At 62.2% G+C, this 22,148-nt stretch carries 14 protein-coding genes; 12 read left to right on the plus strand and 2 right to left on the minus strand.

Annotation, left to right across the window (positions count from 1 at the left end):
* The first annotated feature begins 146 nt into the window (after window positions 1-146).
* The 5 genes from KA184_10320 to KA184_10340 all read left to right on the plus strand — a co-directional run bounded on the left by KA184_10320 (window position 147) and on the right by KA184_10340 (window position 9,905).
* Window positions 147-4,091 carry a hypothetical protein gene (locus tag KA184_10320; GenBank protein MBP8129958.1) on the plus strand — a complete coding sequence of 1,315 codons (3,945 nt, stop codon included), beginning with the start codon at window positions 147-149 and terminating at the stop codon, window positions 4,089-4,091.
* Between the two features lie 405 nt (window positions 4,092-4,496).
* On the plus strand, window positions 4,497-6,944 hold the full coding sequence (locus KA184_10325; GenBank protein ID MBP8129959.1) for a DUF2157 domain-containing protein: 2,448 nt from the start codon (window positions 4,497-4,499) through the stop codon (window positions 6,942-6,944).
* Window positions 6,944-8,428, plus strand: a complete 1,485-nt coding sequence (locus KA184_10330; protein ID MBP8129960.1) for a DUF1579 family protein — start codon at window positions 6,944-6,946, stop codon at window positions 8,426-8,428. The genes KA184_10325 and KA184_10330 overlap by 1 nt, the downstream gene beginning before the upstream one ends.
* A 23-nt stretch (window positions 8,429-8,451) precedes the next feature.
* The gene (locus KA184_10335; protein MBP8129961.1) at window positions 8,452-9,159 is read left to right on the plus strand and encodes a sigma-70 family RNA polymerase sigma factor; all 708 of its coding nucleotides are present in this window, start codon (window positions 8,452-8,454) and stop codon (window positions 9,157-9,159) included.
* Between the two features lie 563 nt (window positions 9,160-9,722).
* Window positions 9,723-9,905, plus strand: coding sequence for a hypothetical protein (locus KA184_10340; GenBank protein ID MBP8129962.1), 183 nt, complete (start codon window positions 9,723-9,725; stop codon window positions 9,903-9,905).
* Window positions 9,906-10,094: 189 nt separating this feature from the next.
* On the opposite strand, the gene KA184_10345 is transcribed toward KA184_10340, so the two are convergent.
* The gene (locus tag KA184_10345; GenBank protein ID MBP8129963.1) at window positions 10,095-10,877 is read right to left on the minus strand and encodes a sugar phosphate isomerase/epimerase; all 783 of its coding nucleotides are present in this window, start codon (window positions 10,875-10,877) and stop codon (window positions 10,095-10,097) included.
* Between the two features lie 314 nt (window positions 10,878-11,191).
* On the opposite strand from KA184_10345, the gene KA184_10350 reads away from it, so the two are divergent.
* The 6 genes from KA184_10350 (at window position 11,192) to KA184_10375 (ending at window position 18,282) form a co-directional block, all read left to right on the plus strand.
* Window positions 11,192-12,235: a glycosyltransferase family 9 protein gene (locus tag KA184_10350; protein MBP8129964.1), complete on the plus strand. Its 1,044-nt coding sequence runs from the start codon at window positions 11,192-11,194 to the stop codon at window positions 12,233-12,235.
* Between the two features lie 144 nt (window positions 12,236-12,379).
* A complete protein-coding gene (locus KA184_10355; GenBank protein ID MBP8129965.1) occupies window positions 12,380-13,828 on the plus strand; it encodes a hypothetical protein in 1,449 nt (482 codons plus the stop codon).
* Window positions 13,829-14,020: 192 nt separating this feature from the next.
* Entirely contained in the window at window positions 14,021-14,287 is a 267-nt protein-coding gene (locus KA184_10360) for a (2Fe-2S) ferredoxin domain-containing protein (protein ID MBP8129966.1), read from the plus strand.
* A 95-nt stretch (window positions 14,288-14,382) separates the two neighbouring features.
* Window positions 14,383-15,630, plus strand: coding sequence for a hypothetical protein (locus KA184_10365; GenBank protein ID MBP8129967.1), 1,248 nt, complete (start codon window positions 14,383-14,385; stop codon window positions 15,628-15,630).
* Window positions 15,631-15,632: 2 nt separating this feature from the next.
* The gene (locus KA184_10370) at window positions 15,633-17,375 is read left to right on the plus strand and encodes a sigma 54-interacting transcriptional regulator (protein MBP8129968.1); all 1,743 of its coding nucleotides are present in this window, start codon (window positions 15,633-15,635) and stop codon (window positions 17,373-17,375) included.
* Window positions 17,376-17,433: 58 nt separating this feature from the next.
* Window positions 17,434-18,282, plus strand: a complete 849-nt coding sequence (locus tag KA184_10375; GenBank protein ID MBP8129969.1) for a hypothetical protein — start codon at window positions 17,434-17,436, stop codon at window positions 18,280-18,282.
* A gap of 51 nt (window positions 18,283-18,333) precedes the next feature.
* On the opposite strand, the gene carB is transcribed toward KA184_10375, so the two are convergent.
* Window positions 18,334-21,537 (minus strand): carbamoyl-phosphate synthase large subunit, encoded by a 3,204-nt coding sequence (carB, locus tag KA184_10380; GenBank protein ID MBP8129970.1) that lies wholly within the window; start codon window positions 21,535-21,537, stop codon window positions 18,334-18,336.
* A gap of 318 nt (window positions 21,538-21,855) precedes the next feature.
* Here carB and KA184_10385 point away from each other — a divergent pair.
* On the plus strand, window positions 21,856-22,148 hold a 293-nt coding region (locus KA184_10385), incomplete at its 3' end, for a hypothetical protein (GenBank protein MBP8129971.1).

The following is a 22,148-nucleotide window of genomic DNA, read 5'->3' on the forward strand; positions in this document are numbered from 1 at the left end:
GCGAAGGAAACCATCATCGTGACACCGCCCGGCGGCAGCCCGTCATCGAATTGAGAAGAGGCCTTGCAGGCGGGTGAAGCCGCGTGCGAGGGAGCAATTCTTGTGCAGTTGGCATGAACGCCAGAGTTGAGGTGGAGAATGAAGAAATGAAGACGACATCAGGGTTGAAAAGCGAGCGACGGTCCGCGCGGCAAATGGCTTGGACGTTTTTCTGCTTTCTCGCGTGGGGGGCAATCCTGCTTGCGCCCGGCGCATATGCTGCGCCGTGCAGCGTCAAGCCGCCGGTCGAATTGACGGTTACGGCGGACGAAACGGCGCTCGCCGGCGGGGGGCAAGCCGGCGTGACGCTCTCGGCCGTGCCAGATGGGGATGTGCCTCAGGCGGAGGCGGTTTTCGCGGTGACGTCCGGGGATATCCTGATAACGGGACCGGTGCGCGTGGACCTGGGCGCCCTCCGGGCGGGGGAGACCTGTTTCGCGGAAACCGGAATTCGGTTGACGGGCAAGGGCAAGAGCGAAGTCCGCGCATGGCTGAATGCGTATGACGAGAACGGCACCCCGCTGTGGGCCCGTTCCCGCGCCTTGTACGTCTTGTCCTCGGAGGGCGATATCCTCACGGGCCAGAGCAGCCCCTATGAACTCGACATCCGGCATCTCGAAAACGCGAGAGCGGCCAAGAAACTCACGGACGAGGCCTATGAAGCAAGGCTGAACCAGGTCCGCGGCGGTGGCGCGATTGAATCGAAGAGCGTGAGCCAGGGCATGGCGAAGGCGGGCACAATCACCGTTAACGGAACCATCCTCTGGACGGACAACGTTGGCAATACCCACCCTTCCCGCTACGTAGACATAGAAATCCGAGACGAGAATATCGCGGGCTCCGAATTGGCCGCCACGGTGCAGACATATTACGATGGGACCTTCAGCGCGACCGTCGAGAACTCGGACACATTCGGCTTGAACGGCCGAGATATTTTCATCCGCGTCATCGCGAACGGCGTCTACACGCGCGTGCACCCGCCCGGCAGCGGCGACGCGCATTTCCTGCAATCTTCCACGACAAACGACGTGACCGACGGCTCCACGGTCACGATCAACCTGACGGCGAACAATACGGACGACAACAACCGCGCGTTTTCCGTGCTCGACGCATATACGACGATCTCGCCGTACGGGAGTTTTTTCACCGTAGTGCCGAAGATCGAAGTGGATTTTCCAACGACGGCCTCGACTTCGAACTATGACGGCACCGACTTGTCCATTCTCCGGGACGACTGGATCGACTGGGACGTGATCCATCATGAATTCGGCCACTATTTCATGGACATGGCCAACATCGAAAACAACCCGGGCGGCAGTCACAATCTGGACGAGAACCTGGGGGAACGGGTGGGCAAGGACGCGGGCATTCGTCTTGCATGGGGCGAAGGATTCCCCACGTATTTTGGGACGGCGGGGCAACAGTACGGGTATGCTTCGAGCCTGAACGTCCCCAATGTGGGCGACTTCTTCTACACGGACACGATCGACGCGACAATCAACTACGGTCTGGAGCCGGCGGCGGGGAGTCTGGGCGAGGACAATGAACTATCGGTGCAACGTATTCTGTGGGACTTGTATGACACCGGAACGGATGCGCGCGATAACGTCGCGCTCTTTGACTATGGCGTATTCCTTCCCGCCTCTTCGGCGGGCGCGGTGAACCTGTCGCAGTTCTGGAACGGCCTGATTGCCGGCCTCCCGATGGAGACCACCGTGGCGTGCGGTTGTATCTTTGCGGACCACAAAGTAGCGCCGGAACCGACGGACCCGCCGAATGGGGCGACCGTCGGCGGCGGCACGCCGCCGACTTTCAAGTGGGAGGCCAACGGCGGCGGGCCTACGAAGCGGAACAACAAGTTCAAGGTCCAATTCTACGACGAGAATTTCAGTTCGCTGATTTTCGAATCGGGTGAGCTCGACACGACGAGTTACACGCCGTCCACCGCGGATTGGAACACCATTCTGGCGGGTGCAGAGCTTATCAAGTGGGTGGTCCAGGGCAAGAACGACGCGGCCCCGGAGACGGGCTGGTACGTCAGTTGTTCGCGAACGCTGAACGGCGCCGATATTGCGTTTGTGATCGACGACACGGGAAGCATGGCGGAGGAAATCGGCGGCGTTCGCGACGCGTTGATCCAGTTCATCGCCGGGCTTGAGGCGAGCGAAGAAGAGGCGCTGATCCTGGTCGTGACGTTCAAAGACGGCGTCTCTACACGTATTGCGTCGTCGGACCTGGATGCGGTGCTGGCGGTCGTGAGTTCGCTTACGGCAGACGGCGGCGGGGACTGCCCGGAGGCGTCCGTGGAGGCGCTAAACGTGGTGGCGCAGACCATTGCCCCGGGCGGGCGCATTCTGTTTGCCACCGATGCAGACCCGCACGCGGGGCTTGATATCCCATCCACAATCGCGACGCTGCGCGCGCAGGGGCTCAGCGTCGACGTGCTGTTGTCCGGCAGCTGCTCCGAAACCTACAAATCCGGAACGAACTTCAGCCTGGACAGCGCAATGGGCGAGATGTACGCGCTTGGTTCCAGTTGTAATTTCCCGGATTGCCCGGAATCGGCCGGCGCCGCGAAGACCCCGCCGGGTTGCAGCGGGCCCGACTGCAATGAGCCGGTGCCGCCGCCTGCGGATTTCCCGCAAGGCGCGATCGCGGTGTTTTCCGCCATCGCCGCTGAAACGGGCGGCATCTTTGCCTTTGTGCCGAACGTCAATATGGGCGACCCGGTTCCCTACAACAACGCCGCGCTCAATATCATGCTGGGCGCGATCAATCCGAGCATTCCGAACGTCAATCCGGCCACAGGAAACGCGGGCACGACCATTAACATCGTGCTGACCGGCTCGAACACCAACTTTAACGCATCGAGCGAATTGTCCTTCGGCGGCACGGGTATTGCGGTGAATTCCAGCGTTGCGGCTTCCGCCACGACGTTGGCCGCGAATATCACCATTGCGGAAGATGCGCCGCAGGGTTTCCGTGACGTAACTGTCACCACGGACTTGGGCAGTACGACCGAGACTGCCACCGGAGTGGGCGCATTCGAGGTCGAGGGTATTCCCGCCAACGTAGTCATCACGAGCGTATCTCCCGCTGCGGGCGCGCTCGGCCAGACGCTGGATGTCACCATTACGGGATACGGCACGCAGTTTGACGGGAGTTCGACCGCCGGCTTCGGCGACGGGATCATCGTGAATTCGTTTACGCCGGCGAGCGCCACGGAAGGCGTCGCGAACATCAGCATCGAGGATGACAACGCCGTGCTGGGTTATCACGATGTCATTGTCAACACGACGGCCGGCGCCGTGTACGAGAACGTGATCGGGCCGTTCCTCGTGACGACATCGAGCTTTGGCGCTTTCATTCCGAGGGTTGTAAGCGTGACCCCGGCTGCGGGGGCGCCCGGCGCGACGCTGAACGTGACCATCGTGGGCGAGAACACATCGTTCGAGAATGGCGAATCCGCCGCCGCGTTCAGCGGCGCGGGCATCACCGTGAATTCCATCTCCGTAACCAGCCAGACGGAAGCCACGGTGAACATCACGGTCGGCGCGGCCGCCGAACCTGGTTACCGAGACGTGAGCATCACGACGGGTGACGAAGTTGCGGTGCTGTTGAACGGATTCCTTGTCAGCGAAGTCGCGAACCAGCCGCCCGTGGCCGATGCGGGCGGCGACCAGACGGTGGTGGCGACCAGCGATACGGCTCTCGTGACGCTGGACGGTTCCGGTTCGAGCGATCCCGATGGTACGATTGCGGCCTATTCGTGGACCGGCGCGCCGGACCCGGACGACGTTGTGAATCCGGCATTGAACCTGGCGCCCGGCGAATACACATTCAGTCTCGTCGTGACGGATAACGAAGGCGCCCTGAGCACGGCAGACTCCGTTACCGTTACGGTCGAGCGCAAGCGTCCGCTGTTTTGCGGCGCGGCCGGGCCGGACAGAGGCGGGTCGTTCGCGGCCGACGCGCTGGTCATAGCGGCGGTTGTCCTGTTGCTGCAAATGTCCGCCGCGCACGTACGGCGTGCCGTCAAGAAGCGTGGTTGATCAAACGCGAACGCGGTAAAGCGTAAGAGCGGCTAAGGCCGTCTGACGATTCCTGCCGGAGACCGGCATTTCGTCAGGCGGCCTGTTTCTTCGCGCCGGCATTTAAGATGTCGGTCTCGCCCCAGTCGTGCCGATTCGGTCATGTCCGTTTTGTTATGGGTATGCTCAGTGACCCGGAACCCCGAACGAATCCGGGAATCTACCGGCCCGCCCACAGGCAAGAACTGCCGGATATGTTGATAACACGGAGAAGGTGTAGAATAGAATGGTGAGGTGTCTTGTGGGGTTTCAATCTCCAGCCAAAAGGGGAAATCGATTGAGACCGCTGGCGTCGTGCCGCAACTTTTGGCGCTGTTTGCTTCTTCATGTATTGGCGACACGGAACCGGAATCGGGAGAAGGTGAGATGGGAAAACAGGCTTTCTGCCCGCAATGTCACGCGCCGCTTCCTGCCGATGCGCCTGGCGGATTGTGCCCCCTATGTCTGATTAATCTTGCGAGGGACGCGTCTGTCGGCGAAGCCGCCGCGGATGGTTTGTCTTCACATTCCGTCACGTTGCCCGGGGCTGAACCGCCGTTCATCCGCGCCATCCAGGACTCAGGTAGCGCGGACGGGATTGACGTCCATGAGGCGCCGGGACGTTACTCGCATCTTGGTGAATACTCGCGGGGCGGCATGGGACGCATTCTGCTTGTCCACGACCGGTCGATTGGCCGTGACGTGGCGCTTAAGGAATTGCTCCCGCGCGTGGCAGACGAACGAGAAGATACTCCTGTACGGTATTCCGTGGAAGTTCTGGCACGGTTCCTGCGCGAAGCGCAGCTCACGGGGCAACTCGAGCATCCGGGCGTCGTGCCCGTGTATGAATTGGGGCGCCGTCCCGACGACACGCTGTACTACACGATGAAGCTTGTCCGGGGGAAGACACTCCACGACGCCCTTGTCGAGTCGAAAAGTTACGGCGAGCGATTGAAACTCCTGCCGCATTTCGTAGACCTGTGCCAGACGATGGCGTATGCCCACAGCCGGGGCGTGATTCACCGCGACCTGAAGCCCAAGAACGTCATGGTGGGAGAATTCGGCGAAACGGTGGTCATTGACTGGGGCCTGGCCAAATCGCGTTTTGGAACGGGCATGGCCGCGCAAGACAGCGAAATAGCGGAACGCATTCGGGCAATGGCGGGCGCGGCGGCGGACTACCAGACCGAAGACGGAACCGTGATGGGTACGGCGGCCTACATGCCGCCGGAGCAGGCACGAGGCGAGATCCAGAATGTGAATGAACGTTCGGACGTATACGCGCTGGGCGCCGTCCTCTATGAGATTCTCACGGGATGCCCCCCGTTCACGGGCAACAGCACGGAACAAATCATCGACAAGGTGCTTCAGGGCCGGCCGGCGCCTGTGCTTCAGGTCGAACCGCGGGTACCCCCGGAATTGGCAGCTATCTGCGGGCGCGCCATGGCCCGGCACCCCGAAGACCGCCACGCGTCCGCAAAGGAGCTTGCTGGCGATATCGAGGCATTCATCTCGGGCCGCGTTTTTCGCGAGCGCGAAGCGCGCGTAGCCTTCCTAGCCGTTGTCTATGCATTGGGGGCGGCGCTCATCGCGGCAGGCATCATCACGCTGGTTGCGTACAACTGGAAACGGATCCCCGCGCACGGCCAGGCCGCGCTGATCGTGACCACGATGCTCGTGCTCCTGGGTTGCGGCTTGCACTTCTGGAAGGTCTCGGCAACGCGGCCGCAACTTGGACATATTCTGGTGTATCTCGGCGTAATAGTGTTCGGTATCGACCTGTTGCTGCTTTGCAGGATATACCACATCCCGCTAGCCGGAAACTGGGGATTGGCGGGGCCGAATCGAGACGCGCTCGCCATGCGCGAAAACGTGCTCTTCCTCTTGTGGGGCATTGGCGCGTTCGTGGTTGCCTGTGCCGTTCGCAGCAATCCCATCACAATCATCGCTCTGGTCGCGAGCTTTCTGTGGTTCTGCGAGGAATTGTTCAGCTTCAGCGGTTCTTCTTTGGCGCCGCAGGTCTACTGTTACCCGGTGGTTATTGCCGTATTGTTCCTGCCCGCAGGGTATCTATGGGGAAGCGGCCGGCTTTTCGCCCTGCTCATATTGGCCGTGTCTTTCTCGTCCGTACTGCTCGTGGCCGCCAGTCCAGCCGCCAACGGCCCCAGCGTGCTGGGCATTCTGTTGGCAATGGCGGCGGCCATATTTCCGTGGGGTCTGCTGACTTCCTTCGGCGCAAGCCCCCGGAAAGTAGCTCTTCCCGCTCTCGGCTTGGGCATCCTGTCGCTCGCCATACCAGCGGTGGCGCTGTCCATGTGGCACGCTTTCGACCTCTTCTATGGCATGGACAAGTCTCTCGGCCTGCCGCCGGAGCGGTTTCTGCCCGCAATTCTCGCCTGCATCGTCGCCTCGGTTTTGTGGCCGCTCGCGGCCTGGCGCGATTTCGGACCGCCGGAACTGCGTACGCTTGCCTGCGGATTCGCCCTAACTCTGCTGATTGCCATCAGCACGCTTGCGGCGGGTTGCATGGCCGAGTCGCGCCTTGGCCCCGTTGTGGGCGCAGAGCCTGCGGGCGCGATACTCGCGATCTTCGCCGCGGCGAATGGGGCGGTCCTGATTTTGGGCGGGTCGGTGACCTGGACGGGCGTCTTGCTGCTGAGCCGCCGCATCTTCTGGGCTGGAACCTTTTTTATCGCGGGCATCGCGGCAACGCGCATTCTCGAAATCGACATGAATTTTCAATACAAGGCTTTCTTCTTCATTTGCGCCGGCATAGGCCTTATTGCCGCGGGCATGCGTTTTGAGTCGTACCTCAAAAAACGGAGGCTAGTCTGATGTGGAAGCGTTATGCGTGGGCCGCTGTGGCGGTTTTGATGCCCTTGAGTCTGCTGGCCGTACTGTTGCTGCTGACGCCCGGAAGCGAACGCGCGAAAGACGACACGCGCGACTCCGCACAAGCGGTTCCCGAGGGTAACGCGACCGCGCCTCCGGCACCGCACGAGCGGCCACCCGTCGCGCCGGAGGTGGCCCAGAACGTGCTGGACCGGATGATTGGCACGTGGGACTGGGAATCAACAACCTATGCCGGCGCTCAGGAAAACCGTGCAACCGGCCGGAACACGTTCACTCGCACCCTGGGCGGCAGATTCGTTCGCGAGACCGGCGGTGATTCGGATAACAAGAACGCCATCCTCGGGTTATACGCGTATGACACGAACAGGAAATGCTATCGATGCTGGGGTTTTGGCTCGGAATTCGGCGGGCCGCAGGAGCCGCTGAATGGCGTCTGGAATGGGGCTGCTCGCACGTTGGACTGGACCAGTTCGTCCGAGCAGGGCTATGCCCTGACGATTCAACACCGCTTTCCCGGCGACGATACCATCGAGTGCAGCATCCTCGGAAAAGAGGCGTCCGGGAATACCGTTTTCCGTGCGGAATATCGGATGCGCCGGTTCAAGGGGGCGCAGGTCTCCGATGAGCCTGCGGCAGACTATGGCCCGCCGTCCGACGGACAGTCCCCGGAACAGAAGATACTCGACCAGCTGCTTGGCAATTGGAGCCAGGAAGCGATTCTGTTCCCGGCCGTGTGGACGCCCGAGGAAAAGCATATCTCCGGCACCTACGCATTTGTCCGCATACTTGGCGGAACATTCGTTCAGCAAACCGGCGTAGACTCGAATGGGGACAGTTGTCTGATCCTGTACACGTACGATGCGAAGCGAGGATGCTTCCGGACGTGGAATTTCGGCTCAAACTACGACGGCCCCGAGGCATCGCTCGATGGCGCTTGGAACGAGGCGGTGCGGACTATCGAGTTTAGCGGCAAGGGAATCGACGGACATCCGATAGTGACCGGCCGGATGCATTTTGAGAGCGAAGGCAGAGTCCTAAGTAGCGTTACGATAAAAGAACTGGACGGCGCGCTCCTGATGCACGAGGAATTTATAATGACCCGTTTCGCCGCACCTCCTGCCGCCGGCGCTCAAGGCGCCGCCGCGGTGGTTCCGGCAGCGCAGGCTGGCGCGGGTACGCTGCCGGAACCAAATCCCTATGCCCCGAACATGACGATGCAAGATTTCATCGGCACCACGTGGGAGGTGAATCCAACTTCCTACGGCCCTGTCCACGTGGAATTCCTGGACAACGGGCGCGCCAACGTAACGTCGACTACGTTGAACATGACACTTGGGGGGACGTGGCTCGTCAACGACAACCAGTTGTTTACCCGTCTTGACGGCTCCAGCGAACGGACCAACCAAGTTACCATACAGGGCAACACGCTTACTGCCCCAGGAGTCACTATCCGGCGAATACGTTAAGGAAGTTGGAAGCGGGCCTCGGCATGCATTTTGAGACAACACGATGGAGCGTCGTGAACGCGGCGAAGTCCGGCGATGCGGCGGGCGCCCGGCAAGCCCTCGCAACGTTGTGTTCCACTTATTGGTATCCGCTTTACGGCTATATCCGTCACAAGGGCTATTCCGCGGAGGACGCACAAGACCTTATTCAGGAGTTCTTCGCACGCTTTCTGGAAAAGAACTACCTGAAGGACGTGGACCCCGCCAAGGGGAAGTTCCGTTCGTTTCTCCTGGCATCCGTGAATCATCTTCTATCGAACGAACGAGACCGTGCGAGAACAATAAAGCGGGGGGGCCGGGTGACGTTTCTCCCGCTTGATTTCACCGCGATTGAGGACCGATATGCGGCGGTAACGCCCGCCGCGCTTTCGCCGGAAAAACTGTTCGACCGCGCCTGGGCGCTTGCGTCGCTGGAGACGGCGCTCTCGCGCCTGCGGCAGGAGTATGTCCGCGCGGACAAGTTAGCGCTGTTCGATCGGCTCGAGGGAACGCTGACGGGCCAGGAGCCGTGTTCGCGCTACCGCGAGGCAGGCCTTGAATTGGGCCTCTCCGAAGAGGCGGTCAAGACAACGGTCCACCGGCTGCGGCGCCGGTATCGTGACCTGCTCGTCGAGGAAATCGCCCACACCCTCGCCGAAGGGGAGAGCGTGGACGAGGAACTGCGGCACTTGTTTGCGGCCATTGGTGGATAAGCCGCAACTTCGCGCCTGCCTTTCCTTCTCTGAATAGTGGATGCGGGAATAACCTCGGGGGAGGAACCGCATGACGAGGGATTTGCCCCGGATACCAATTGCGCCGGTCACCTTGCTCCGGCGACGGAGGGCATGACAATGAACGAAAAGACAAACCTGGGGGGCGCGTTTGCAGCGGTCCTGACGATTGTGACGGCGCTGCCCCTGCTGGCCAATCTGGCGTCAGGGCCTGGAAGCGCGCCACAGCACCAATCTCCGAATAAGACTTCGGCAAGACGTTTCCAAAATAGATTACAGATCAGGATGGATCTACTATGAACAGCAGGGATAGATTTATAATAGTAATTATTTTATTATTAGGTATATCATATTTAGCAGTAACATTCTTATGGACACTGGACCGCGATGAATCCGTCGGACAACCGGCCACGTCGACGACCTATAACCTGGTATCCATCGATGGACTGCAGTTGCCCTGCTCGCCTATGCACGAAGGCGGACGGGTGCCGGAGATCGCCGGCGGCTCTCTCACTGTCAGGAGCAATGGGACATTCTCGGGCACCTTGAGATTCAGCAATCCGAACATCGTGGTTCCGGGCGGGGACGGCAAGAATCCGGGGACCTACACAAGAGAAGGCAACACGCTGATTATGGAACATCCAGGCGCCGGTTATACGCAGGCAACCATCGAAGGCGACACGCTCACGATGTACAACGAAGGCATGCTCTTTGTCTATCAGCGGTGACCGTCGTCGCGGTTCTGGCTGCCCCGCAGGCGGCCTCGCGCGGGGCAGCCGCGGCTGGGCCCGGGGAATTCGGCGGGCTTCATCTCCGTTACGCCTTCGTGAAGATTATGAGAAAGAAAGGGAAGCGAAACAGGAGAAACGTCGATGTCTCCGGAGAAGCGCTACCGCAGGTGTGGCGCAGCACACGCGTCAGGCCAATTGTTCCTCGATCCACTCGCGGTTGCGAACGGCTGAATCGAAGGGATTCCGGTCTTCCGGTTCGTCTTCCCAGGAGTACCAGCCGGCATAACCGGTGTCCTTCAGCGCGGCGATGCACGATGCGACCTGAGCCACTCCCTCGCCGAGCAGGCAGGTCTCGTGCGCGCCCGCGGCCTTGACGTCCTTGAGGTGCGTGTGCCGGACCAGCGGGCCGCATGCGCGGATGATATCAGGCCCGGAAACGCCCTGGGTGCCCAACCAACCCGTGTCGATGCAAACCCCGAGCCACTCGTTGCCGCCGCCGACCACGTCCAGCAATTCCTGCGCGGTTTTTTGCGGATGGTTTTCGACGTTGAAGCGAACGCCCATCTCCCGGCACATCGCCGTTGCCTGTTCGGGCGTGTTTTCCCCGATGAACCCGTTGATTTGCGGGATGCCGAGCCATTGACAGATTTCCAGGGTCTTGCGGCTCAGTCCGCCCCCATAACCGATGGCCTGGAGCCCACAGTCCTCCAGGACGGCCTTCCAAGCGGCGCCGCGTTCGCGGTCCATCGCTTCCGGCGCGGCATGGGCTTCCCACACCTCGACCGCCTTGAACCCGTGCGCCGCGATTTCGCGGCAGATGGAGCGCCAGGCTGCCGCATCGGTTGCGGCAACTGTTCTCTTATGCTGGTCGCCCCAATGAGCCAGTTCAAAGCGGTAACCCGTCTCTCGGGCTACCAGATTCGCGGTGACAAACGCGATCCGCGCATCGGTGGCCGCGTGACTCTTCATGTTCAGACCTCCCCATATGCCTGCCGGCAAGGCCACTCCGGAAAGGAAGGTCTTGGCGAGAAATCTCCGCCGCGAACAGTCTCCCGGTTCGTTCATGGTCACTTCCCTTCTGATGGAATGTTCCCCGCTATCATCTCCGGAACACGGCGCGCATTCAAGCCGCACTGACTCGTGACGGCTCCCGCGCATCCCAACCGTCTGCGGCGCCGTTGTTTTCCGCGCCGGTTTTCCGGCGGATCCCGGGGCAGTTTCCTGGTTGTCATTAGGCGCCGATCCTGCTAAACTTCGCGGCAGCAATGGTTTAATACGATATCATGCTCAACGGAGTGCCGCGCATCCTGGTCATCCGCCTCAGTGCGATAGGCGATGTCGTTCGCGTGCTTCCCGCCTTGGCCGCGTTGCGGCAGCATTTTCCCCACGCCCAAATCGACTGGGCTGTCGAGTCGAAGGCCGCGGGCATCGTTGAAAAACACCCCGACTTGGACCAGTGCCATGTCTTCGAGCGGCGGCGGCGAGGCGACGGGCGTGTAGGCGGCTTTCTGGCCTTTCTCAATCTCATTCGGCGGCAGTGTTATGACATCACGGTGGATTTCCACGGCATTTTCAAGAGCGGGCTCATCAGCTTCTGGTCGCGCGCGCCGCAGCGGTTGGGGTTTGCATCGCCGCGTGCCCGGGAACTGAGCTCCTTGTTCTACACGCGACGGGTTCCGCTGCCGTCGATGCGCCTGAACCGTGTCGAGGAGAACCGGCTTCTGTGTGAGGCGCTGGGAGTCTTGCACCATGACGTTGTGGATACGTTGGTGTCTGTGCCCGAGGCCGCGCAGATTGAGGTGGACGCTTTCTTTGATACGGCCTTTGACGGCAATAAACGGGTAATCGCGATCCATCCGGCGGTGGAGCGGGGATCGAAACAGTGGCCCTTGGCTTCGTACGCGGCGCTGGCGGACCTGCTCCTTGCAGATGGACGTTTTGAAGTCATGATTACATGGGGGCCCGGTCAACGCGGGATTGCCGAGACGGTTGCGGCGCTGGCCAGGCGCAAGCCGCTGGTCGCTCCGGAGACGCCTGATCTGAAACACTATGCGTGGATGGTTCAGCGGTGCGACCTGTATGTCGGAGGCGACACGGGTCCGATGCACATGGCCGCCGTGATGGGCACGCCCGTGGTCGCGATTTTCGGGGGTACGGACCCGCAGAAACATGCGCCCGCCGGCGCGCCGGCGCGCGTGCTGTACGCCGGACCGGAGCCGCCGCCGCGCCGGGTCTCGACGTGGGCCGCGCAGGAGTATCTGAATCGCATCACGCCTGAGATGGCGTATGATGCTTGCGTCATGCTGCTCATGAAGACGGGCGGCTAATCCCGCATCTCTCGTGCGCCGCCGGTGTTGTTCCCCCGTCAGGACCGCGCTCGACATGCGGAAAGCGGGCGCGTATGCTGGGATGGGTGGCACGCCGGGAAGACAGGGGGCCGCCATCCGGCGGCCGAAGAGGAGGACCATGTCATGTGTACGCACTGCACGCGCCGGCAATTTCTGGGGGTAAGTGCGGCAAGCGGAATCGCGATGGCTACGGGCCATCTGGCGGTCGGCGCGGATGCGCCGGGCACGGCCCCCGCTAACGGCACCAAGGTCAGAATCTGTGTCATTATTGCGGGCGAGCCCGGGGAACGCAGTTGGAATCCGTCGGAAGCGGAGGTCGCGGCCGCGCGGGACCGCCTGGCGGTCGCGGAGAAGAATCTCGGCAACGTGGAATTCGTGGTCGGCCAGGCGAACAACGCCGAGCAGGCCGCTCCGTTGCTGGAACAGGCAGGACCCGACGCGCCCGTTCTGGCCATCAGTGCGCATATTTTCGGCCCGGCAAGCGTCCTGCCCGCCGTGTTCGCTCAACACCGCCCGGTCGCCCTGTTTCACCTGCCCGTCGTTGGCGGGCACGACTGGTGCCTGGTGAAGCCGTGGCGCGATGAGGGCCAACGAATCACGCTTTTCAATAGCACCGACTACGATGAACTCGAGCGGGCCGCGGCATTGCTGCGCGTGGGGCCCTTGCTGCGACGGAGCCGCGTGCTGGTTTCCCCCCCGTTCAAGGGCACGCCCGAATCTTATGCACCGGAGATGGTGAAGGACCGGCTGGGAGTGGAACTGGTGCAGATTACCGACGGACGCTATGACGAAGTCATGGCGAACGTGGACGCCGCCGCCGCGGAGGCGGAGGCGAAGACATGGATCGACGAAGCGCAAGAAATCGTCGAGCCGGCACCGGAGGATATCGTGAAGGCCGCCAAGGCCAGCCTGACCCTGGAACAGTTGATCGCCGAGAACAATGCGAACGGATTGTGTGTAGGGACATGCATGCGCTGGCTTGACCGAGGCTTTCCGTGCCTTGGCTTCTCGCGACTGAACGACCGGGGCATTCCAGCCGCCTGCGACGGAGACATGGACTGCCTCCTGACCATGCTGGTCTTTCAGCATGCGCTGAACCGGGCGGGTTTCCTTGGCAATGCGGCGGGCGTGGATACCTCCAGGAACGTGTTTCACCTTTCGCATTGCTCGGCCCCGCTGCGCATGGAAGGCCCGGAGAGCCCGCGTTCGCCATACCTGCTCCGCCGCCATGCGGAAGTCCGCGGCGGCGCGGTGACCGAGGTTCGCTATCGCACCGGGCAGAAAGTCACCTTTACCAAGCTGGTCCATCTGGACACCTTGCTGATGTTCACGGGGACCATCGTTGAAGTGCCTGAAGTGCCCAAAGACCGGGAGCGCGGCTGCCGCACGGAGATCGTGGCTGAAGTAAAAGACGCGGATAGCCTGCTGGACAACTGGGGCGGCGGCGCGCTCGGCGCGAGCGCCAAGGACTACTATGCCTCGCTGCATCGCGTGGCCTATTATGGCGACCACACGCGAACGATCCGGCATTTGGCTCATTTGACCGGAATGAAGGTCGTAGAAGAAGTCTGACGGCGCCAGGTCGTCTTGGATCCAAGCGGTTGGGGCCGCCTGCGCCGGAAACGCGCGCGGCACAGGAATAAGGGAAGGGACGTAAACGGTTTCTGGCATGGCTCATGCCTCAGCCGTGGAACAAGCCGTATGTGTCAAGGCCGAGTAGCGCCCCTGATGCGAGGGCGCACCGGTCACGCAGGGGTTTCAGACATGCACCACCAGCGAAGGTCTTCCAATACGTGCGTGATTGTGTGTACGGGCAAGGATTGCAGAGATAACGGGGCCAAGAAGGTCTTCAGCCGCTTGGAGGACATGTTACAGGAAAGGGGGCTTGAAGGCCGCGTTCACTTGTGTAAAGGCGGCTGCTTGGGTGAATGCCGGAGGGGCCCTAACGTGCTGGTGTATCCGGGGGGCGATTGGTATGGCGATGTGCGGCCCCGCGATGTGGGCGCAATTCTGGATTCCCTCGCCGGCTGAACGTGTTTGCCGCCGTTTGCGCCACGGCGCAGCCTTTGCTTCCATCGCGCAGCACCTTCTAGAATGCACGGAAGTGCAGTGTGCGGGGTTCAGGCATGTCAAAGCGGCAACCAGATGACACGCAGCGCGTGCAGACGCCCGGCGAGGGTTCCTGCCGGGCCAAGACGGCGTCTGACGCTGAGGAGGAATCCGGCCGGCTGTTGCGTGCGCTGCATGCGCGCAACCGTAAGTTGGCCTGTCTCTACGCGGTAGGCGAGACGCTCCGCGGCCGCGACCTGGATGGCGTCGCGTTTCTCCGTGTTGCCCGGCTGGTCAAAAAGGCCGCGCTGCGCCCGGAAGCCACGCGCGTGCGCATCGAGGTGGATGGCGAAACGTACGGAGACGAGTCTCCGGACCCAAGCGCGCCCTGTTTCGCCATCGCACTCGAAATTGCGGGACGCAAACGCGGCAAGCTCGAGGTTTCCCATGCCCCCGCCCCGGCCGCGCCGGAGGAACCGCCGTTTCCGGCCGAGGAGTGCGAATTGATCCAGGCGGTGGCGAGGCAAGTAACCGATGCGCTCGAGCGGCGCGAGGCGGAGCGGCGGCTCCTGCAGGCTTCAAAGCTCGCCTCCATCGGCGAACTGGCCGCGGGTGTCAGCCATGAAATCTGCAATCCCATCAACGGTATCATGAATTGCGCCGATATCCTGATGCAGCAACTCGACCCGAATTCTGATGTATGGAGCTATGCCGAGATGATCCGAGCCGAGGCGGACCGCGTGGCGCGCATTACGCGCAAACTGCTCCGGTTCTCGCGGCACGACCTGGAAAAGCATAGCCGCGAGCGGCCGAGCGCGATGGTCAACGAGGTGCTGGTCCTCTGCACGAAGAAACTGGAACGTTCGCACATTGCCGTGCGTGTGGACGTGCCGGAATCCCTGCCCGAAATGCTCTGCCACAAGGAAGAGATGCTCCAGGTGCTCATGAACCTCTTCTTGAACAGCATTCACGCGCTTGACGAGCGTTTTCCCGGCGCGCATCCGGAGAAGCAGCTGCTGGTATCCGTGCGCGCGGGAAGGCACCGCGGCCGGCGCCTGCTGCGGTTCACCCTGGAGGACCGCGGCACGGGCATTCTTCCGGCCAACAAGGACCGCCTGTTTGACCCGTTTTTCACCACCAAAGGCCGCGACAAGGGCACGGGCCTTGGGCTGTCGGTGTCGGACGGGATCGTCAAGTCTCACGGCGGCGTGTTTTCCGTCGAGAGCGAATATGGCCGCTTTGCGCGGTTCCAGATCGACCTGCCTGCCGACCATGACTGGACTCTCGAGGCGCCCGCCGGCAGCGAAACAGAATGGGAGACCTGACGATGGTGCGGGTCCTCGTGGTCGAGGACGAAGGCGTCCTGCGCCTGACCTTCAAGCAGTTTCTGCGCACGGAAGGCTTTGAAGTCCATATGGCGGAGAACTACGAGCAAGCCGTGGCGCAGCTCGAGGCGTACGCGATCGACGTCGTGGTTACCGACATCATCCTCGAAGGCAAGACCGGCGTCGATTTGCTGCGCTCTATCAAGGAGCGCGGCCTCGCCGCAACGGTCATCATGGTGACAGGCGAGCCCAACGTGGAATCGGCGGCGGAGGCGGTGCGCCTGGGCGCGTTCGACTACCTGGCCAAGCCGGTAACGGGCCGCGACCTGGTGCGCATCGTGCGCCTGGCGCTCGACCGGCGCAAGCTCGAGGAGGAGCGCAACGTCTACGCGGCGCGCCTCGAGGCATTCCGGCGTCATCTTGAGGCGGTGTTCAACAGCGTCAATGAAGGCGTGATTACCGTGGACGCTCAGTTGCGCGTGCTCGAGTACAACCAGGCGTTCCGGCGCATTCTTCACCTGTCTGACCGCAACCTGCGGGGCGCGCCGTTCGCCGAGGCGCTGCCGCCGGGCCTGTTGCCCGCGCGCAGCGCCATCGAGCGGACGCTGGCCTCGCGCACGCCGGTGACGGACGTGCGCATCGAGACCTGGATCCAGGGACAAGGCGAAAAGGTGCTGATGATCAGCGCGACACCGCTCGTGCGCGAGGACGGGGCGCAGTCGGGGGCCGTGCTGGTCGTGCGCGACGTGACGCGCCTGACCATGCTTGAGAAGGAACTCGAAGACCACCAGCCGTTACGCGATATCGTGGCGAAGAGCCGCGTCATGCGCGACATCTTCGCGCTCGTGCGCAACGTTTCCCCCACGGACTCGACTGTCCTCATCTGCGGCGAAAGCGGCACAGGCAAGGAACTCGTGGCTGAGGCCGTTCACCAGGCGAGCGCGCGGCGTGACGGACCGCTCGTGAAAGTGAACTGCGCCGCGCTGTCGGAAGAGTTGCTGGAAAGTGAACTGTTCGGCCACGTGCGAGGCGCGTTCACGACCGCGCTTTCCGACCGTATCGGGCGTTTCGAGGCGGCGGACGGCGGCACGATCCTGCTGGACGAAATCGGCGACATCTCCCAGCGGCTTCAGTTGCGCCTCCTGCGCGTGCTGCAGGCGCGCGAATTCGAGCGCGTTGGCGATTCGTTCCCCATGCACACCGACGTGCGCGTGATTGCGTCCACCAACCAGGACCTCGCGCAGCGCATCCGCGCCGGCCAGTTCCGCGAAGACCTGTATTTCCGTCTCAACGTGGTGCGCATCGACATCCCGCCCCTGCGCGAGCGGCGCGAGGACATCCCGCTGCTCGTCGATCATTTCTGCCGCCGGTTCAACGCCGTGTTCAAGAAAGAGATCACGGGCGTCGCCCCGGAGACCATGGACGTGTTCATGCGTTATGCGTGGTGGGGCAACGTGCGGGAACTGGAGAACTGCCTGGAACGGGCGTTCATTGTTTGCCACGATACGACGATCTTGCCGAGGCACTTGCCGCGCGAGATTCTCGCCGCCGGACCGGCGGGGCCAGACGCGGCCGCGGCGTCATTGCCGGTGCGCGCGCGCGCCATCGACGCGGAACGCCTGCGCGGCATACTGGACAAGACGGACTGGAACGTCGCGAAGGCGGCGCGCATGCTTGGGGTTGCGCGAAACACGCTGTACAACAAGATGCGCGCGTTTCAATTGATCAGACCCGAGGATTCATGAAGGCGATCCATGTTCGCGCCGGTTGGTGAAGGCGTGCTAACGCGCGGAAGGAAGACAAATGATATCAAACCGTATGTCGCGGCGCGGGTTTCTTCAATGTGCGGCGTCCTGCGCGGTGGTGGCGGCGGCATCACGAGCGGAGGAAGGCTCAAAGCAGGGGGAGACCCAGTCGGTCGACTTTCATGTCCACTTGGACAACAGCACGATTGACGCGGTCGTGGCGCTGGCCGCGGAGCGGGGCGTCCAGTTTGGGATTGTCGAGCACGCGGGCGGGAAGGAAAATCAATATCCCGTTGTCCTGAGCAATGACGAGGAACTGCGCGCCTACTGCGCCAAGCTCGAAGGCAGAGGCGTTTACAAGGGCGTCCAGGCGGAATGGACCGACTGGCGCGCTTGCTTTTCGAGGGGGGCGCTGGCGGAACTGGACTACGTGCTGACCGACACGATGACTTTTCCGGACCGGGCCGGCGTGCGCCGGAAACTATGGGAAAAAGACGCCGATCTGGGTGATTTGTCAACGTTCATGGACCGGTTCGTAGACTGGCACGTCTCGATTCTCGAAGAACAGCCGATCGACATCCTGGCCAACGTCTCATGGCTGCCCGGTCCGTTCGCGGACGCATACGAAACGCACTGGACGCCCGCGCGCATGGAGCGGGTCATTGCTGCGGCGGTCAAGAACGAAGTCGCGATTGAGATCAGCGCCGGTTTCCAGTTGCCGAAACGGCCGTTTCTTGAAGCGGCGAAGGCGCTGGGCGCGAAATTCTGTTTCGGCACGAACGGGCGCCACCCGAATATGCCAAAGCTCGATTATGCGTTGGAGACGGCGCGCGAACTCGGGCTGCGGCCTGAAGACATGTTCCTGCCGCATCCCGGCGGCCCTAAAGCGGTGCGGCGTTCAAGCTGACGGAACAGCGAGGCGGGGTGGGTGGCGCCGGAATCCTTGGGAAACGCCGGGTCAACTGCCGATGTCCGCGTGGTAGTCCTGCAACGATTTCGCCACCTGCTGTCCTTCCCGGCGCGCGGCAATGCCGCGCACGGCGGCCTGCGCCGCCGCCAGCGTGGTGATGTAGGGTATCCGGTACTTGATGGCCGCCTTGCGGATGTACGAGTCGTCGTAGATCCCGGATTTTCCGTTCGGCGTGTTGATGACCAGGCTGATCTCCCCGTTCTTCATCGCATCCACGATGTGCGGCCGGCCTTCTTTCATTTTCAGGATGCGTTCCGTGGCGATGCCCCGCTCCGCAAGAAAGGCATGCGTGCCCGCCGTGGTGCGCAGCTTGAAGCCCAGCTCGATGAACTGCCGCGCGATCTCGGTGCTGCCGAGCTTGTCCCGGTCGGTGACGGTGAAGAGCACGGTCCCCTCCAGCGGGAGCTTGGACTGCGCCGCCTCTTCTGCCTTGAAGAAGGCCATGCCGAAACCGTCGGCCATGCCGAGCACTTCGCCCGTCGACCTCATTTCGGGACCAAGGATGGGGTCCACCTCGGGGAACATGGTGAACGGGAAAACGGCTTCCTTGACGCCATAGTGCGGAATGGGGCGCTGTTTCAAGTTGAGGTCCGCGAGTCTGGCGCCCAGCATGACCTGCGTGGCCACTTTCGCCATCGGGATATTACAGACCTTCGAAACCAGCGGCACGGTGCGCGACGCGCGCGGGTTTGCCTCCAGGATATAGACCACGTCTTCGTGGATCGCGTACTGGATATTCATCAGGCCCACCACGTTCAATTCCATCGCGATGCGGCGCGTGTACGTGTTGATGGTGTCGAGATGCTTCGCCGGTATGCTGATTGGCGGGATAACGCACGCGCTGTCCCCCGAATGGATGCCCGCCAATTCAATGTGCTCCATCACCGCGGGCACGAAGGCGTCCGTGCCGTCGGCTATGGCGTCCGCTTCACACTCGATGGCGTTCTCCAGGAATTTGTCAATCAGGATCGGCCGCTCCGGGGTTACATCTACCGCCGCCGCGACGTACTGCCGCAGCATCGACTCGTCATAGACGACTTCCATGCCGCGGCCGCCGAGCACGTACGAGGGGCGCACCATCAGGGGGTACCCGATCTCCGCGGCTATGGCCAGCGCTTCCTCGATCGTCGCGGCCATGCCGGAGTCGGGCTGCGGGATGCCCAGGCGGCGCATGACCTGGCGGAAGCGGTCGCGGTCTTCCGCAAGGTCTATTGTCTCCGGCGTGGTGCCGAGAATGGGCACGCCGGCCTCCGCCAGTTCGCGCGCGATATTGAGCGGCGTCTGGCCGCCGAATTGCACGATGACGCCGGACGGACGCTCTTTCTCGTAGATGCTGAGCACATCCTCGACCGTCAGCGGCTCGAAATAGAGCTTGTTGGAGGTGTCATAATCCGTCGAGACCGTTTCTGGATTACAGTTGACCATGATGGACTCGACGCCCAGGTCGCGCAGCGCGAAAGCCGCGTGAACGCAGCAGTAATCGAATTCGATGCCCTGGCCAATGCGGTTTGGCCCGCCGCCGAGCACCATCACCTTGCGCGCCGGTGAGACGGATACGGAGTCCGGCGCGTTGTACGTGGAGAAGTAGTATGCGGCGTCCTCTGCGCCGCTGACGGGTACGGGCTCCCACGCTTCCGTGATACCGAGAGCGAGGCGCCGCGCACGAATCTCCGGCTCGGGCCGGCCGAGAATCCTGACGAGGTACTTGTCCGCGAAACCATCCTTCTTGGCCTGCGCGAGCAGCGCGTCGGGCAGGTCGCGCCCCTTGCACTGCAGGATCTGCTCTTCGAGGGCGACCAGTTCTCTCATCTGTTCGAGGAACCAGGGTTTGATGTGAGTCTTTGCGTGCAGTTCCCCGATGTCCGCGCCCTTGCGCAAGGCCTCATAGATGAGGAACTGGCGCTCGCTCGTCGGGTAGGTCAGCAACTTCATGAGTTGGTCGAGCGGCTTGCTGTTGAAATCCTTGGCGAAGCCCAGACCGTGCCGCCCGTTTTCGAGCGAACGAATCGCCTTCTGGAACGCTTCCTTGTACGTTTTGCCGATGCTCATTACCTCGCCGACCGCGCGCATCTGGGTGCCGAGCTTGTCCTCAATGCCTTTGAACTTCTCGAAGGCCCAGCGGCAGAACTTGACGACCACGTAATCGCCGGACGGCGTATACTTTTCGAGCGTGCCGTCGCGCCAGTAGGGGATTTCATCCAGCGTGAGGCCGCCCGCGAGCATCGAGGAGACCATCGCGATGGGGAAACCCGTTGCCTTGGACGCCAGGGCCGAGGACCGCGAAGTGCGCGGGTTGATTTCGATGACCACGACGCGGCCTGTTTTCGGGTCGTGCGCAAACTGGATATTCGTGCCGCCGATGACTTGAATGGCCTCGACAATGGCGTAGGAATACTGCTGCAGGCGGGCCTGCAATTCCGGCGCGATGGTCAGCATGGGCGCGGTGCAGTAGGAGTCGCCCGTGTGCACGCCCATGGCGTCCACGTTCTCGATGAAACAGACGGTGATCATCTGATTCTTGGCGTCGCGGACGACTTCGAGTTCGAGTTCCTCCCAGCCCAGCACCGATTCCTCGACAAGCACCTGTCCGACCATGCTTGCCGCGAGCCCGCGCGCGGTGACGGTGCGCAGTTCTTCAATGTTGTACACGAGCCCGCCGCCCGTGCCGCCCATCGTGTAGGCCGGGCGGATGACCACGGGGTAACCGAGCCGGTCGGCGATGCGTTCGGCTTCCTCCACGCTGTAGGCGAGGTCGCTTTGCGGCATTTCGATGCCCAGACGGTTCATGGTGTCCTTGAAGGCTTGGCGGTCCTCGCCGCGCTCGATAGCGTCCACCTGCACGCCGATCACCTTTACGTCGTATTGGTCGAGCAAGCCTTTGCGATGCAGCGCGGACGTAAGGTTCAAGCCGGATTGACCGCCCAGGTTCGGCAGGATGGCGTCCGGGCGCTCCTTGGCAAGGATGTCCGCCATGGCCTCGACCGTAAGCGGCTCTATGTAGGTGTGGTCCGCCATACCCGGGTCCGTCATGATCGTCGCCGGATTCGAGTTGGCGAGCACGACCTCATACCCGAGTTTGCGAAGTGCTTTGCAGGCTTGGGTACCCGAGTAGTCGAACTCGCAGGCCTGGCCGATTATGATCGGCCCCGAACCGATTATCATGACTTTGTGGATGTCGTCGCGGCGTGGCATACGTGTACCTACCTCTTGCCCGTATGGAAGGCGCAGACGTCCTGATACACGGCTTCCAGCTGAAGGGATAACCGCAACGATTCCAGCGCAGGACAGTATCTGGCGCTTCCGCCCATTGACCGCGGGGAGCATGCACACGACGGCCGTCGAGCTGCACCCTCCCCCTGCCGGAGGGGAAATGTACCCGAGAAGCGGGTGAAAACACAACTTGCGGAGGTTGCGGGTTCCGCTCGGACAAATGGAGTATTGTCGCGAGACGCACGTTGGCCGTAGAATGGATGTGTTGGACTGTTCTCGGCTTTGAAAGGCGTGAGCGCCATGCGCAAGACTCGTGCGAAATGCTTGTCCTGCCTGGCTGCGGCCGGTCTTTTGATGTCCGGCGGACTGGGTCTGGCCGCGGCGCAGCCTTCGCGTTCTGTCCGCTTTCATACCGCGGATCAGGACCATGACAGGCATATTGGCCTGTCGGAACTTCTGCGGGTAATTCAGTTCTACAATTCCGGGGTATTCCACTGCGATGCGGGCGCCGAAGACGGCTACGCGCCCGGTCCGGGACCATCAGACTGCGCGGCCCATGCCAGCGACTACAACGCGCAAGACTGGCGGGTAGA

It is taken from the genome of Candidatus Hydrogenedentota bacterium (genome assembly GCA_018005585.1).
Taxonomy (GTDB): domain Bacteria; phylum Hydrogenedentota; class Hydrogenedentia; order Hydrogenedentales; family JAGMZX01; genus JAGMZX01.

Bases quoted from the DNA above. Each gene is read 5' to 3' on its own strand.
- KA184_10320 (MBP8129958.1), top strand. From the start codon at position 147: ATGAAGACGACATCAGGGTTGAAAAGCGAGCGACGGTCCGCGCGGCAA.
- KA184_10325 (MBP8129959.1), top strand. From the start codon at position 4,497: ATGGGAAAACAGGCTTTCTGCCCGCAATGTCACGCGCCGCTTCCTGCC.
- KA184_10330 (MBP8129960.1), top strand. From the start codon at position 6,944: ATGTGGAAGCGTTATGCGTGGGCCGCTGTGGCGGTTTTGATGCCCTTG.
- KA184_10335 (MBP8129961.1), top strand. From the start codon at position 8,452: ATGCATTTTGAGACAACACGATGGAGCGTCGTGAACGCGGCGAAGTCC.
- KA184_10345 (MBP8129963.1), bottom strand. From the start codon at position 10,877: ATGAAGAGTCACGCGGCCACCGATGCGCGGATCGCGTTTGTCACCGCG.
- KA184_10350 (MBP8129964.1), top strand. From the start codon at position 11,192: ATGCTCAACGGAGTGCCGCGCATCCTGGTCATCCGCCTCAGTGCGATA.
- KA184_10355 (MBP8129965.1), top strand. From the start codon at position 12,380: ATGTGTACGCACTGCACGCGCCGGCAATTTCTGGGGGTAAGTGCGGCA.
- KA184_10360 (MBP8129966.1), top strand. From the start codon at position 14,021: ATGCACCACCAGCGAAGGTCTTCCAATACGTGCGTGATTGTGTGTACG.
- KA184_10365 (MBP8129967.1), top strand. From the start codon at position 14,383: ATGTCAAAGCGGCAACCAGATGACACGCAGCGCGTGCAGACGCCCGGC.
- KA184_10370 (MBP8129968.1), top strand. From the start codon at position 15,633: ATGGTGCGGGTCCTCGTGGTCGAGGACGAAGGCGTCCTGCGCCTGACC.
- KA184_10375 (MBP8129969.1), top strand. From the start codon at position 17,434: ATGATATCAAACCGTATGTCGCGGCGCGGGTTTCTTCAATGTGCGGCG.
- carB (MBP8129970.1), bottom strand. From the start codon at position 21,537: ATGCCACGCCGCGACGACATCCACAAAGTCATGATAATCGGTTCGGGG.